This window comes from Bacillus sp. TH13 (assembly GCF_016651175.1).
GTDB lineage: Bacteria > Bacillota > Bacilli > Bacillales > Bacillaceae_G > Bacillus_A > Bacillus_A thuringiensis_S.
Map to the genome: position 1 here is coordinate 163,000 of NZ_JAEKEJ010000020.1, position 14,069 is coordinate 177,068.

Consider the following 14,069-nt stretch of genomic DNA (forward strand, 5'->3'; position numbering starts at 1 on the left):
AATCCCCCTTCCCTAAAATCATTACACCTTTTATATGAAATGCATTTTTTTTTAAAAAGTACACCTCTGACCTTATTTTTTTAAAAATAAAGAAGCCTATCATTTCAACTATTTGAAACGATAGGCTTCTTTTTATAAAACAATTTATTTCCTCGCCTTAATAATAAAAGTAGTTGGCACCATCCTAGCTTTATATAAAGAATAATATTTCGTAGACGGCTCAGCTAGTTCTCCATCAAACGAGCTCGATGGTTCAGGCTCTTCTATTCTCTCAATTGTAAAGCCTGCTCTATTTAACTCATTTATATATGTACTTATTTTTCTCTTATATAATATCGCTTGTACATTTTCTCCTTTAAATGCTTCAAACGTAATGGACGTTTCCTCATGATAAGAAGACTTTATAGCAACTTCTTCTGTACCATACTGTAAGTTTGAATATACTGGGTGCTCCCAACTAAAAATAAAACTTCCTCCTGGCTTTAAATAGGAATAAATAAGCTTTACTGGTTTCCCTAAATTTGAAGTCCAACCTAATGCATAAATGGAATATACAATATCAAAATACCCTTTCGGAATATCTCCTTCTTCTTCCATTGCTCCGCATACTAACTTTGGATTCCAATCCTTTAACATCTTATTCGCTATTTCAATTTGTGTACTCGAAAGATCAAGCCCCCATAATTCCTCTGCCCCTTGTTCCGCCATATATTGCAACGAATGCCCACTTCCACAGCCAATATCAAGAACCTTTTTCTTTCTGATTGAATCGAACAAACGAATCTCATCTTCAGACGCTGTATACGGACCGTATCTAGGCAAACAATCAACTTGAAAGAAATAAGGTGCAACTGTATCCCAACACTTTTTATTTATAGCTAACATTTGTGTGCCTTCCATATCCTTTATTCCCCCATCGATTTTATTTCTCCTAATATAAATTACACACTATAATCTGATCTCCCTTTTCTTTTCGCCCGGTAGTTTTTCACTTTCGCAATCGTACCGCATGCTCTTCCTCCTTCTTCTCCAGCATACATACCGCACCATCTTTTACTTCCATTTCGCGAATAATCATAAAATACCCAGCGACAATCTGGACATGCTTTTAACCTTCCCCACACATTTTCTTGAATTGACATTAACACAATGCTTAACACTTTTGTATACACATTCTCTTCATATACTGGTTCATATGTAATACCTTTCATATCATCCTTTATATGTACATGAAATGGGTATTTCTCTAACCATTTTTGCAATGACCCTTCGCCTTCAATTGTCATCCGAATATCTTCTCGAAAACCTCTTAATTCCTCTATCGTATGAAATGGAAACTCTTCATCAAAATATTCTTTCATAAAGAGCTTTATATCTTCTTTTGTTTGCAGCAAATCAATTGGCTCTCTCGTATCGTTTGGTATTCTCCATGTATTTAAAAATTCCCGAATATATTCTAGTTCATTTGGAGCGTTTTGATTCAATTCGATCCACCTTCTTCTTAAAATTTACTTTTTTCTGACTTTATGTATAATTATAGTATAAAATAGTTAACCATCAAATAATTTTACTGGTTACATAATTAGGAGGATTTCTATGAAAAGTTTCTCAACACCGATACGTTTCATGCTTATTTCTTCATTTTTTATGTCTTTTGGGTATTTTGCAGTATACGCATTTTTAGCTATTTATCTATTAACCTTTCTTCATTTTTCTGCTGTCCAAGTAGGAACAGTGTTGACGGTTATGACAATTACATCACGAGTTATCCCATTATTCTCAGGGTTAATTGCTGACAAAATAGGCTATATCATTATGATGATAGCCGGTTTATTTTTGAGAGGAATCGGATTTATCGCTTTAGGAATATGCTCTGATTTCTATACAATTTCTATTTCTTCTGCACTTATTGGCTTCGGAACTGCATTTTACGAACCTGCCGCTCGCGCTATATTTGGCTCACAGCCAGCTCATTTGAGAAAAAATTTATTTACATATTTAAACCTTAGCTTTAATTGCGGTGCAATAATCGGACCAATTGCAGGAGGGTTCTTACTCTTACTCGATCCACTCTACGCTTTCTCTCTAACAGGATCTCTTATGCTGTTATTTGCTTTTATCTTTTACTTACTTAAAAATCACTTCCAAGTCACTACTGAAAACACGTCTATTACATTAGGCATACAAGCTATCTCACAAAACAAATCTTTCCTTTTGTTTTCATTTATTATGATTTCCTTCTATATTATGTTTACTCAACTTACTGTCGCACTTCCACTTCATATGAAAAATATTAGTAATAGCAATCAGCTTGCTACACTAGTTATTACGATAAATGCAATAACAGGCGTCATATTTATGGTGTTATTCCGAAAACTATTTCATAAATACAACACACTTTCGATTATTAAATACGGTGTTTTATTAATGAGTATTTCCTTTTTACTCATTCCTTTATTTCAACACCCATATTGGCTCTTTATTTGTGTAATTTTATTTACAATCGGTGAAACACTCGTATTACCTAACGCTGATATCGCTATTGCAAATTACAGTAATGAATCATATACAGCCACTTTCTTCGGATTTTATCAACTATCACTCGCATTTGGTTTTATCATTGGTAATTATACCGGTACATCTTTTACATCCAACTTAAGCGGAATGTATACACCATGGCTTATTTTTGGCGGAATAGGACTTATTGGTTTTATTTCACTACATATTTTAAATATTAAAAAAGAGAGCTCTAAAGAGGATATATACCTATGTAATGAGACGAAACCTCTTTAACACATTACAATTGAGATGGTACCTTTAGACAAGCAACCTATAATAAAAAAATTCGACCATCATACTTGACAGTCGAATCTTTTTATTTTTCATATTCAAGATGATTATGTCTTTTACAACCAAATAAATAGCAACCCCCTAAATGATAAGTTTCAAATTCTAACCCTGGAACATATCCAGATTTGATACATTCTATCATTGCTTTATAACAATTATTCTCTTCTGTATATTCCTCAATTAACTCTTTCTTATCTTTTGCTGTCCAGTTTTCTTCTACTTCTTCATTCTGAACATCTTCTATTTCTGATGTTTTCGCTTCGATAGATTCCTGTATAACTTCATTTATACGGGAGAAATTATTAGCTTTATATAGAGCATACACAAACCTACTAATCCAGTTAGGACTTTTCCAAACTTCTTTGTATCCCTTTTCGAACCATTCAATTGCTTCGTTATAGCAATTCAACTCAACATATAAATCTGCTACATGAATTTCTCCTAAAAAATCATCAGATTTCCTGTTAAAAGCATCTAACTGCTCTTTCGCTTCTGTCGTTCGCCCTAAATCAATTAAACATTTTACATAGCTATACATTATATAGTCCGAATCCCCTGCAACTCGCAAGAAAAATTCCGAAGCTTTTTCCAGCTCTCCAAGGTTATAATGCGCTACAGCTACATTGTGAAATGCTTCATCCGATGGTTGCATCGAAATAGATTTTTGCAATACTTCTTTCGCTTCTTCCCATTTTTCTTGTTTCGTGTAAATTTCCCCTAAGATGTTATAAGGAAAGTATGAGGAAGGATCTAACTTAACAACTTCTTTTATTAATTCCAGAGCTTTATCATCATTTTCTTCCTCATAAAAGTACATCCAAGCAAGATTATTGAGAGATTGTACACCTCTAGATTCATGTACTGCTTGTTGAAACAATTCCATCGCTTCCTCATATTTATTTTGTTCAAACATTTCAATTGCCCTCTCGTTAATGTTCAAGTAACTACCTCCGAAGTAAATGAATTCATCTATTCCCTATCATTATTGTAAAATGTAAAAATTATAATTTCTATAAAAAAATTTCTTTCTCTCGTCTACATTTCGATTGAAATAGAAGCTAAAACACACGAATTTACAACAATCAGTAAATTTTTAAATCTCCCTTAAATTGGATATACATCCTGTTTTAATTTACATATTATGGTACAATTAAAAGGGTACTAACTAAACATTTACGCTCCACACTAGTAATCTAGCAATACCAAAATCAAAATTCACATGGAATTGAGGGATGTTATGAAACAGAAATTAGCTGTTCTTCTATTCACTGGAATCATATTATCAGGATGTTCAACTATAGCAGAGAATTCTTTAGAAAGCGGGAAAGGCAGTATGGAATTATTAACACCAACGATCACAGCAAAAGATAATGAATTAGAAATTAAAACGAAAGGCATTGATGAAAATAAAGTAACTTTTATTTATGTTGCTAATAAAAAAGTGTTGGAACAAAAACTAAAAAATGGTGAATCCTACAAGCTTAACATTAAAGATATCGAACACGCTCATAGGACGGACTACAAACCAAAAGTTCAACTTTTGCAAACGAAAGATGATAATGATGATGGAGAAATGGTAACCTTTAAACAAGTTAGGTATACAGTTAAGAAAAACTAATTTTATAGTTATTTCATTATAAAGTGAAACTTTAATCGGTAGGGGTTTTGTTCATCCCCCACTGATTATTAGCCCTCACCAATCGAGCTTTTACGGACAGCCCGATCCCCACCTAACTTTTTTGCTTCCGCTGAATTTTGAGGTGGGGGTCTTACTGCCCGGCAAATAGCGGGATAAATGTAACGAACGAAAATATACTTTTAACAGTAGATAAATGTAGGGGGTGCTAACATGAAAAAACGATGGATTTCTTGGTGGATTGGTAACATATTTTGGATTATCGTTTTTGGAATATGGGCAGCTATTATTTGGCTACGAGATGTTGATGGGGCCGGTGTTACTCAAACACCCGAAATTAAATCAATATCACTTATCGTTTTATTAATCACGTTTATCATACCGGTATTTTTTCAAATTATATGGCTAATCATTAATTTGAGAATGTGTAAAAAAATAATTATACGATTTAGTTTTTTGAATTAATAGATGAATATTTTTCATAAAAAAAGAGAGGAATCTACATCAAAATAGATTCCTCCCTTTTACATTTGGACTTATACTGCGCTTTTAATGCAGCACTACTCCTCTTTTTTACGATACATGTTCATCTTTCTTCTTCATTAACGCTCTCTTCTTCATCGCCTTCGTTAAATATCCACCTTTAAATGAACGGATTTCATACGAAGACATAAACGCTTTCGGTGCGATTTCATTAATGATTTCTAAAAGCTCTTTCTCTCTAGAACGCTTTGCGACGATATCTAAGCGATAACGTACAGAATTAATACCTTCACCTTCAAATACTGTAACACCAAATCCAGAATGGCGTAATTCATCTACTAATTCATTACAACGGTCTAGTAAACTAACTTGATACGTAATATAACCAATTGCTAATTTATTCTCTATATAACCGCCTAATAACAGTCCCGTACTAAAGCCAATGACATAGGCAACAATATTCATCCAATTTGATAAATCTTGAAATACAATACCTAAACTGACAATGTAAATAGCTCCTTCTAACAATCCAACACCAGCAGCGGATCTTGTTTGATTCTTTACAAGCAAAATCGTACGGATTGTTAAAATTGGAACGTAAATAATTTGAAGCACAAAAATAAGTAGCGCTTGTAACATTGGTATCCACCTCTTTCAAAAAGTCTTTTGTCATAATAACATACATAACCTTTAGAAATCGATGGGTTTTTTAAAATTTTTTTATTATTTTTCATACTATTGAAAAATAATAAAAAGAAGCGTATTATATTTGTCGTTAATTTGATTACTTGTATCATATCGCTAAACTAAAAAAGGAACCCGATTAGGTCCCTTTCATCATAGCTCTATGTTTTTCGAAGCATGTTCCCTTTGCTTCTCTTCTTCTTTCACTAATTGCATATTTGCATAAGCTAAATTTGCAATCATTAAAAAGTGACCACCTAAAATACCTGTACCGAATGCCCACATTTCCATTTCATGCTCAATTTCATACATGATGATAGCTCCTAAAATAGCAGCTGCAAATCGGTTTAACACTCCTAATCCAGGAGCCTTTTCCTTCATTACGATACTTTTTCCGAGTTTCTCCACTCTGCGAGCTAATAACCAAAGACAATAGGCGCTTACTGCTAATCCAATACCAAACCCTGTCACTTGTTTTCCAAACGGAGTAATCGTCCACATAAGTAGTAAACCACTAAAGATCACATACAATTGTAATCGATATACACGTAAGGCTTCTTGAATCAAAATATCCGCTCCTAAGTTCTCATTTTTTGTACTTTAGAAGAAAAGCAGCAACTTACACAGTTGCTGCTTTCTCTTCTTCTTGCTCTTGTTCCATTTTACGAATTTCAACACGTTTAATTTGGTAAGCGTCTTTTTCTAACACTTTAAATTCATAACCTTCCGCCTCAACATGTTGTCCTTCTTCAATTTCATGATTTTGCATCATAATCCAACCACCGATTGTATCCACATCGTCTTCTTCAATGTGTAATCCAAACAAATCTTTTACTTCTGAGATAAGCACTTTTCCATCAACGATTTTATGGTGCTCATTCACATGTTGAATTGGTGGTGCTTCATCTTCATCATATTCGTCACGAATTTCGCCGACGATTTCCTCCAAGATATCTTCAAGCGTTACAATTCCTGCTGTTCCTCCGTACTCATCATATAAAACAGCCATCGGAATTCGCTTCTTCTGCATTTGAAGTAATAAATCGTGAATTGGAGTTGTTTCCATCACTTCAATAATCGGACGCATATACGTGCGAATCGATGATAAATCTTCTTTATCGTTGTTCATATATCGAATAAAGAAATCTTTTACATTGACCATACCGATAATATCATCTTTATCTTCTCCAAAAATCGGATAACGTGTGTATCGTTCATTTTGGATTACTTTCATGTGTTCTTCTACTGAATCTTCCAGGTAGAAACCAATGATTTCTGTTCGCGGTACCATAATCTCTTTTGCAATACGATTATCAAATTCAAAAATGTTATTTACATACTTGTATTCAGCTTGATTAATTTCGCCACTTTCATAGCTATCTGAAAGGATAAGACGTAATTCTTCTTCTGTATGAGCTACTTCATGTTCTGAAGCTGGTTTTAAACCGAATAAGCCAGTTACAACACGAGCTGAACCGTTTAATACCCAAATAAATGGATACATGACTTTATAGAACATCATTAACGGACCTGCCAATAACAATGTTACTTGTTCAGCCTTTTGAATTGCCATCGTTTTCGGAGCTAATTCCCCTACTACAACGTGTAAATACGTCATTAGCATAAAGGCAAGACCAAATGTTAATACTGATGAGATAGAAGGATTTATATTCCATTTCTCAAATAACGGGTGTAATAACTTTTCAATTGTCGGTTCACCTAACCAACCTAATCCCATAGCTGTAACTGTAATACCTAATTGACAAGCAGATAAATATTCATCTAAATTTGTTGTTACCTTTTTCGCTGCTAAAGCACCGCGTTTCCCTTCCGCAACAAGCTGATCAATACGACTTGAACGTACCTTTACAATCGCAAACTCTGCTGCTACGAAAAATCCAGTAAATGCGATTAAAATCGCAACCATGACTAAATTAAATATTTCCAATGAATCCCCTTAGTTTAAAAAACTAAGGTGTCCACCTCCTGTATACTATAATGTTTTCTTATTTGTTCACTAGAAAACATAGCCCGATACAAAAATTAAAGAGGTCGGATTTCACTTTTTTCTATAATAATAGAGCAAGTGTCTGTATTAAAGCTGTCGTTTGACCAGATAAAGATTTCGATATTTTTTCACGTTGTGAATCAGTCAATCCATCTAAAAGCGGCTTTAACTCCGTTAACTCTGCTTCTAACCGATGAATATGGTCTGTCACTTCATTCACTTGTTTCGAAACGTGTTCATTGATACCGAGCAGCTTCTTCTTCTCCTCGATTTTCTCTTTAATCTCACAAAGCGGCATATGCATTTCTTTGCACTTCTCAATAAATTGTAATGTCTCAAATGCTGTTTCATCGTAATAGCGATAATTAGATTGAGATCGCTCCGCTTTTAAGATTCCTAGATTCGTATAATAATCAATCGTGCGTTTCGACACGTGAGCCATGAGAGCCAACTGTCCGATTCGATACACCTTCCCAACGATCTTCCCCCCTTGTTTATATTACTAACATCATACAACACATAAACTGTACAGTCAAACGTGATGGTTTATTATTCACAATTTATACAAAATTTCACTCTCCTTCTATGATTATTCAATACGAGTAATCTACACTTATACAATAAAATTACTAAACTATTACCTAATCACTACATTGTCTGCCCCTTTTAACCTTTCTTATTTAAAAGCATATCCTACTAATAATGATTGCTTGTATAGGAGGGAATTAACATGAAAAAGACAATCATTTCTCATTTTTATAATGAAGAATACCTACTCCCATGGTGGCTTATGCATCACACGAAAATATTCGATCACGGCATTTTAATTAATAGAGGGTCTACAGATCGTTCCGTAGAGATTTGTAAACTATTAGCACCCCACTGGGAAGTACGAAATTCAAGATTTCTTGAGTTTGATCCAACTAATACTGATGTTGAAGTGATGGAAATTGAAAGAGAAGTTTCAGGTTGGAAAATCGTTTTAAATACTACTGAATTCTTTTGTTGTAATAATACTGAAGAATTTTTTTCATCTCTTCATACACTAGGCCAAAACATGTATGCGATTAGAATGATTTTAATGATAGATAATCATAATTATAATTATTCAAAGCCTAGATATTCTATCCCCTTAGTAGAACAGCGATACCACGGTGTCTTCCCTTATAACCCAAATCTCGGATGTGCTTGGAGATTTATTCACAATCATCTAGACGGTGCATATTTACCTGGTAGACATCATTCGCGGCACGGATATATAATTTATGACTATCCTTCATTTATTTTAAAATTTTATTTTAGCCCTTGGAATGAACAATCAAAGGCAAGAAAATTACAAATTACGCCTACCCTTTCAAAAAGGGGTGTTCAAATGGGGCTTCAAACACATTACGGTCAATCTCCTGAAGTACTGGACATACGTTTTTTAGAGCTTAGTAACCTAACACAAGACCTACGTAATAACCCTGAATATCAAGAATTATTTCCAAAATTCAAACCGTAATATTTTCTGTATTGTCATCACCTCAAACAATTTCATTCACTTAATCAAAAACAATCTCATTTGCATAAAACATGAATACTGTATAAATAATAAATTTTTATTTTAGGAGGAAAAAATGAAAGCTGTTATTCTTGCTGGTGGGTACGGTACAAGAATTGGGGAAGAAACACATTTAAAACCGAAACCTATGATTGAAATTGGAACAAAACCCATTCTATGGCACATTATGAGTTTGTATAGTCATTACGGGATTACTGAGTTTATTATTTGCTTAGGCTATAAAGGATATGCAATTAAAGAGTTCTTTCTAAATTACAACTTACACATGTCTGATTTCACAATACAGTTAAACGATAATACAATTACTAGCCATTCTCATCGTGTAGAACCATGGAAAGTTACACTAATCGATACTGGTGTAAATACCGAAACGGGTGGCCGAGTGAAAAAGATTCAAAATTATGTCGGAGACGAACCTTTCTGCCTCACTTATGGTGATGGATTAAGTAATGTAAATATAAAAGAACTTATTACATTCCATAAAAAACATGGGAAAATGGCTACTGTTACTGCCGTACAACCTCCTGGTAGATTTGGTTCTCTCATATTAGATAAACAGTCTGTAACATCTTTTCAAGAAAAACCATTAGGTGATGGCGGATGGGTTAACGGTGGATTTTTCGTTTTAAATCCTGAAGTTTTCAATTACATTAGTGGAGATAAGTCTGTTTTTGAAACAGACACTTTAGTTCAGTTAGTAAACAAAAATGAATTGGCCGCATATCAACATTCTGGTTTTTGGCATCCGATGGATACATTGCGCGATAAAAATAAATTAGTCGAGCTATGGGAAAGTAATAACGCTCCGTGGAAGGTTTGGTAATATGGCTTCATCATCTTTTTGGAATAAGAAAAAAGTATTTATTACGGGACATACTGGATTTAAAGGCTCCTGGCTCACCCTTTTCTTAAGTTCTTTAGGTGCAGAAGTAGTAGGCTTTTCTTCTCATCCCCCATCCATTCCTAACATTTTTGAACAAGGTAACGTAGCAAAAGAGTGCACGACAATGAAAGGCGATATTACAGATTACCATTCTTTATTTCATGCCATGAAGCAGCATAAACCTGACATAGTATTTCATTTAGCAGCTCAGCCAATCGTAACCGCTTCATACAAAAATCCTATCGATACATTCAAAACGAATGTTTTAGGTACTGTCCACGTGCTAGAAGCAGCAAAGTCCGTCGAAAACGTACGTGCCATTATTAATGTGACAAGCGATAAATGTTATGAGAATGACGGTAGTGGCGACCGAGCGTTCGTGGAAAATGACCGACTAGGAGGTTTCGACCCTTATAGCGCTAGTAAAGCTTGTGCTGAATTAGTTGCAACATCTTATCACAAATCTTTTTTTCACACGAATACTACTTCGCTTGCTTCTGTAAGAGCAGGTAACGTTATTGGTGGTGGTGATTGGGCAGAAGATCGACTATTCCCTGATATCATTCGGGCATATTTGCACAATCATACTTTGTGTATTCGAAACAAATATGCCGTCCGTCCGTGGCAACATGTTTTAGATCCTCTACATGGCTATATCCTTTTAGCTGAGAAACTTTGGAATAATGCTAAATATGCAGAAGCATGGAATTTCGGACCGATTAATGAATCTAGCAGAACCGTAAATGATGTCATTCAATCCGTAACGAACTTATGGAATAAACGACTCACAATCCATTCTCCCTCTATAAAAACTCCTTATGAATCACAAATTTTAACACTCAACAGTACAAAAGCAGTAAACAAACTCGGCTGGACTCCTAAGTTATCAACAGATGATGCTATCGCTTGGACTGTTGATTGGTACAAAAAATATGCATCTGGTGAAAAGATAGAATCTTTCACACGACAACAAATCGATACATTCAAAAATTTATAAGGAGGCTATAAAATGGAACAGAAAAAATGCCGTTTTTGCCAATCATTACTAACCAACACTTTTTTAGATTTGGGCGTTTCCCCTCTTGCTAATTCATTTGTAGCTCCTGAAAGCTCATATAAAATGGAACCTTTTTATCCGCTGCACACATTTGTTTGTAACTCTTGTTTACTCGTACAGCTAGATGAATTTGAATCCCCACAAAATATTTTTCATAACTATTTATACTTCAGCTCTTACTCCTCAAGTTGGCTACTACACGCTAAACAATATGTAGAAATGGCGATTAAGCGTTTCAACTTAACGAAACATTCAAAAGTGATTGAAATTGCAAGTAACGATGGGTACTTATTACAATACTTTAAAAAAGAAAATATCGAGACATTGGGAATTGAACCCGCGAAAAACGTAGCAGAAATTGCTATCCAAAAAGGAATTCCTACTCATGTGAATTTTTTCAGTAATGACTTAGCAAAAAAATTACCACAAGCTGATTTAATCGTCGCAAATAACGTATTAGCACACGTTCCAAACTTGCATGATTTTGTTGCCGGTTTAAAAACGTTATTAAAACAAGATGGCACAATAACAATTGAATTCCCACACTTATTAAACCTCATATCCTTTAAACAGTTCGATACTATCTACCATGAGCACTTTTCCTACTTCTCACTTATAAGCCTTCAAAAAGTTTTAAGTTATCATCATTTACAAATTGTTGATGTAGAAGAACTTTCAACGCATGGTGGTTCATTACGTATTTTTGTAAACCATCTAAGTGCCCAATCAACTATCCATTCCAATGTTACAAAATTAATTCAAAAAGAAGTCGACCACGAGTTAGATGCTTTAGATTGCTATCTCCTTTTTTCTAAAAGCATCGAACAATTGAAAATAAATATTTTAAAGTTTTTTATTGAAGCGAAAGCTTTAAACAAACAAATTATCGGTTACGGTGCTCCAGCTAAAGGAAACACCCTTTTGAATTATTGCGGGATAGGTAAAGAATTTCTAGCTTATACAGTAGATAAAAATCCTCACAAACAAAATCTCCTTTTACCAGGAACTCGTATTCCAATAAAATCTCCAGCAGAAATTAAACGTACAAAACCGGATTACATTTTCATACTTCCTTGGAATTTGAAAGACGAAATTATGAAAGAATGCTCTTTCATTCGTGAATGGGGCGGTAAATTTTTAGTGACGGTTCCAGAAGTTGAGGTGATCGAGCCATGAAGAAAGTTGTTGTAACAGGTGGTAGTGGCTGGATAGGTAAATATGTTGTACATTCACTTATACAAAAGGGATATGAAGTGCACGCCACGTATAATAAAAATAAACCCTCTCACCTCCCTTGCCATTGGCATAAAGTAAACTTGCTTCGCAATGACGAAGTAAAACAATTCATTTCCGACGTTCAGCCTAGCCATCTCATTCACCTTGCTTGGGAAGCAGTGCCACCAGCATGCTATGTATCTATTAATAATTACTATTGGCTAAAGTCTAGTATTTCATTGATTCAACACTTCACAGCATGCGGCGGAAAGCGTGTTGTCGTTGCAGGTACTGGCGCAGAATATGAATGGTTTAACGGCGTATTATTTGAAGATTCACCGCTTCTTTCCTATAAAACCCCGTATTCATTATGTAAAAACGCACTGCACTCCTGGTTAGAAACGTATGCACAACAAACAGGCCTCAGCATGTGTTGGGGCCGCATTTTTCATATGTATGGACCTTACGAACAAGGTAATCGGCTCGTTTCTAACATTATCACTTCCTTATTAAAAAATGAGGAAGCACTATGTACACATGGAAAACAATCGAGAGATTTCCTCCATGTGAGTGACGTCGCTGACGCTCTCGTAACAGTATTAGAACATGGCGTTACAGGCACCATCAATATCGCTTCAGGTCAATCTGTACAAATTAAAGAACTAGCTTCTATCATCGCTAAAAAAATAGGAAAAGAACATTTAATTAAACTAGACGCGATTCCTTTCTCTAAGGATGAACCTTTATTCGTCGGCGTTAGTGTAGAACGTTTAAAAACTGAAGTAAACTGGAAACCAACATACGATTTAAATACAGGAATAGAAGAAACAATTTTATGGTGGGAATCATTTATACAAAAACATAACGATATGCATTACTAAAACGTAAATCCTTCGTTCCTCTCGCTAATTCCTTATACCATTCTTCTAATCTTTCCGGCGTAATAATATGGTGCGTCCCCATTCCCCCATGCTTACTAGCTTCAGAAAGAGTCGGACCAATTTGTAACTTTCTCTTTCTCATCACATCGTTCCACGGACTAAATCCAAACCATAATATACAAGCAAGGGGCGGACAAATCATAGATTCATGCGCGGATAAATGTCTTCCAACCGTATAACTTCCATGTTCATGATTATGAATAAATCTACCTCTTCTCCATAACGGCCAATCTTCTGGTAAATAACCATGAAATCGCTGTTTCATTAAAGGTATTCCAAAGTTAAGGTCCGGATAGTTGTAGTTAGGATCATCAACCATAATAAGCCCGTCCAGCCAATACATCCTCCCTCCCAATTCATTTAGTGATTTCCAAAACTGATTTTTATCTTGCATGCAAAGAAACTCAGTCGTATTTAAAACCATTTTCCATCCTTGTACTTCTTGTTCTATCCTCATCACTTCATGATCTGTCGCATATGCATCAAACTCTGGATTTACAGAATCTCGCACTTCCCAATGCGGTGCAAATTTTTTACAAATCTCAACGGAACGATCTGTTGAACCTTTATTAATTAAAATACCATGATCAAAAAGTTTCGTATGATGCATAAGCCACCATGGCAATAAATACTCTTCATTGTAAAAATGTGAAATAACGGTTGTAGTTATAATAATCTCCTCCTCTTTCTCTATTAATCTACTTTTTATCCTACAACCAATATACTCATAAGCAAAAATATGTTTCCT

Annotated in this window: 16 protein-coding genes; 8 read left to right on the forward strand and 8 right to left on the reverse strand. The window is 34.7% G+C overall.

The annotated features are described in order from the left end of the window. Positions 1 to 144: 144 nt before the first annotated feature. Positions 145 to 900, reverse strand: coding sequence for a class I SAM-dependent methyltransferase (locus JFU02_RS05555; RefSeq protein ID WP_061666612.1), 756 nt, complete (start codon positions 898 to 900; stop codon positions 145 to 147). 41 nt (positions 901 to 941) lie between these two features. After that, positions 942 to 1,484: a CGNR zinc finger domain-containing protein gene (locus JFU02_RS05560; protein WP_001072945.1), complete on the reverse strand. Its 543-nt coding sequence runs from the start codon at positions 1,482 to 1,484 to the stop codon at positions 942 to 944. Between the two features lie 112 nt (positions 1,485 to 1,596). Here JFU02_RS05560 and JFU02_RS05565 point away from each other — a divergent pair, with 112 nt between their 5' ends. After that, positions 1,597 to 2,793, forward strand: coding sequence for an MDR family MFS transporter (locus tag JFU02_RS05565; RefSeq protein WP_061666613.1), 1,197 nt, complete (start codon positions 1,597 to 1,599; stop codon positions 2,791 to 2,793). A gap of 82 nt (positions 2,794 to 2,875) precedes the next feature. Here the strand turns inward: JFU02_RS05565 and JFU02_RS05570 are convergent, their stop codons facing one another. After that, the gene (locus tag JFU02_RS05570) at positions 2,876 to 3,790 is read right to left on the reverse strand and encodes a tetratricopeptide repeat protein (protein ID WP_061666614.1); all 915 of its coding nucleotides are present in this window, start codon (positions 3,788 to 3,790) and stop codon (positions 2,876 to 2,878) included. A gap of 279 nt (positions 3,791 to 4,069) precedes the next feature. Here JFU02_RS05570 and JFU02_RS05575 point away from each other — a divergent pair, with 279 nt between their 5' ends. Beyond that, the gene (locus JFU02_RS05575) at positions 4,070 to 4,468 is read left to right on the forward strand and encodes a hypothetical protein (protein ID WP_086406947.1); all 399 of its coding nucleotides are present in this window, start codon (positions 4,070 to 4,072) and stop codon (positions 4,466 to 4,468) included. A gap of 231 nt (positions 4,469 to 4,699) precedes the next feature. Then, a complete protein-coding gene (locus tag JFU02_RS05580; protein WP_201070218.1) occupies positions 4,700 to 4,951 on the forward strand; it encodes a DUF3923 family protein in 252 nt (83 codons plus the stop codon). Between the two features lie 108 nt (positions 4,952 to 5,059). Here the strand turns inward: JFU02_RS05580 and JFU02_RS05585 are convergent, their stop codons facing one another. The 4 genes from JFU02_RS05585 to JFU02_RS05600 form a co-directional block, all read right to left on the reverse strand. After that, positions 5,060 to 5,608 (reverse strand): DUF2179 domain-containing protein, encoded by a 549-nt coding sequence (locus tag JFU02_RS05585; RefSeq protein ID WP_000938444.1) that lies wholly within the window; start codon positions 5,606 to 5,608, stop codon positions 5,060 to 5,062. A gap of 198 nt (positions 5,609 to 5,806) precedes the next feature. Next, complete coding sequence (locus JFU02_RS05590) at positions 5,807 to 6,220, reverse strand: ATP synthase subunit I (protein WP_000613876.1); 414 nt, start codon at positions 6,218 to 6,220, stop codon at positions 5,807 to 5,809. A gap of 52 nt (positions 6,221 to 6,272) precedes the next feature. Next, positions 6,273 to 7,601, reverse strand: a complete 1,329-nt coding sequence (locus JFU02_RS05595) for a hemolysin family protein (protein WP_046957914.1) — start codon at positions 7,599 to 7,601, stop codon at positions 6,273 to 6,275. Positions 7,602 to 7,722: 121 nt separating this feature from the next. Next, positions 7,723 to 8,130 (reverse strand): MerR family transcriptional regulator, encoded by a 408-nt coding sequence (locus JFU02_RS05600; protein WP_000285637.1) that lies wholly within the window; start codon positions 8,128 to 8,130, stop codon positions 7,723 to 7,725. A 261-nt stretch (positions 8,131 to 8,391) separates the two neighbouring features. On the opposite strand from JFU02_RS05600, the gene JFU02_RS05605 reads away from it, so the two are divergent. The 5 genes from JFU02_RS05605 (at position 8,392) to JFU02_RS05625 (ending at position 13,261) form a co-directional block, all read left to right on the forward strand. Next, complete coding sequence (locus tag JFU02_RS05605; RefSeq protein ID WP_098838362.1) at positions 8,392 to 9,165, forward strand: glycosyltransferase family 2 protein; 774 nt, start codon at positions 8,392 to 8,394, stop codon at positions 9,163 to 9,165. A 115-nt stretch (positions 9,166 to 9,280) separates the two neighbouring features. Beyond that, positions 9,281 to 10,048 (forward strand): glucose-1-phosphate cytidylyltransferase, encoded by a 768-nt coding sequence (gene rfbF, locus JFU02_RS05610; protein WP_000648807.1) that lies wholly within the window; start codon positions 9,281 to 9,283, stop codon positions 10,046 to 10,048. Position 10,049: 1 nt separating this feature from the next. Then, a complete protein-coding gene (gene rfbG / locus JFU02_RS05615; RefSeq protein ID WP_097889003.1) occupies positions 10,050 to 11,105 on the forward strand; it encodes a CDP-glucose 4,6-dehydratase in 1,056 nt (351 codons plus the stop codon). 12 nt (positions 11,106 to 11,117) lie between these two features. Further along, positions 11,118 to 12,341: a class I SAM-dependent methyltransferase gene (locus tag JFU02_RS05620; RefSeq protein ID WP_000435786.1), complete on the forward strand. Its 1,224-nt coding sequence runs from the start codon at positions 11,118 to 11,120 to the stop codon at positions 12,339 to 12,341. Continuing rightward, positions 12,338 to 13,261, forward strand: coding sequence for an NAD-dependent epimerase/dehydratase family protein (locus JFU02_RS05625; protein ID WP_103945138.1), 924 nt, complete (start codon positions 12,338 to 12,340; stop codon positions 13,259 to 13,261). The genes JFU02_RS05620 and JFU02_RS05625 overlap by 4 nt, the downstream gene beginning before the upstream one ends. Here the strand turns inward: JFU02_RS05625 and JFU02_RS05630 are convergent. Further along, the gene (locus tag JFU02_RS05630) at positions 13,230 to 14,030 is read right to left on the reverse strand and encodes a glycosyltransferase family 2 protein (RefSeq protein ID WP_080546849.1); all 801 of its coding nucleotides are present in this window, start codon (positions 14,028 to 14,030) and stop codon (positions 13,230 to 13,232) included. The genes JFU02_RS05625 and JFU02_RS05630 overlap by 32 nt on opposite strands. Positions 14,031 to 14,069 lie beyond the last annotated feature (39 nt).

What these genes read in the sequence shown, in the direction of transcription:
- JFU02_RS05585 (WP_000938444.1), bottom strand. Translation starts at nt 5,608, where the DNA reads ATGTTACAAGCGCTACTTATTTTTGTGCTTCAAATTATTTACGTTCCA.
- JFU02_RS05580 (WP_201070218.1), top strand. Translation starts at nt 4,700, where the DNA reads ATGAAAAAACGATGGATTTCTTGGTGGATTGGTAACATATTTTGGATT.
- JFU02_RS05625 (WP_103945138.1), top strand. Translation starts at nt 12,338, where the DNA reads ATGAAGAAAGTTGTTGTAACAGGTGGTAGTGGCTGGATAGGTAAATAT.
- JFU02_RS05555 (WP_061666612.1), bottom strand. Translation starts at nt 900, where the DNA reads ATGGAAGGCACACAAATGTTAGCTATAAATAAAAAGTGTTGGGATACA.
- JFU02_RS05620 (WP_000435786.1), top strand. Translation starts at nt 11,118, where the DNA reads ATGGAACAGAAAAAATGCCGTTTTTGCCAATCATTACTAACCAACACT.
- JFU02_RS05575 (WP_086406947.1), top strand. Translation starts at nt 4,070, where the DNA reads ATGGAATTGAGGGATGTTATGAAACAGAAATTAGCTGTTCTTCTATTC.
- JFU02_RS05565 (WP_061666613.1), top strand. Translation starts at nt 1,597, where the DNA reads ATGAAAAGTTTCTCAACACCGATACGTTTCATGCTTATTTCTTCATTT.
- rfbG (WP_097889003.1), top strand. Translation starts at nt 10,050, where the DNA reads ATGGCTTCATCATCTTTTTGGAATAAGAAAAAAGTATTTATTACGGGA.
- JFU02_RS05605 (WP_098838362.1), top strand. Translation starts at nt 8,392, where the DNA reads ATGAAAAAGACAATCATTTCTCATTTTTATAATGAAGAATACCTACTC.
- rfbF (WP_000648807.1), top strand. Translation starts at nt 9,281, where the DNA reads ATGAAAGCTGTTATTCTTGCTGGTGGGTACGGTACAAGAATTGGGGAA.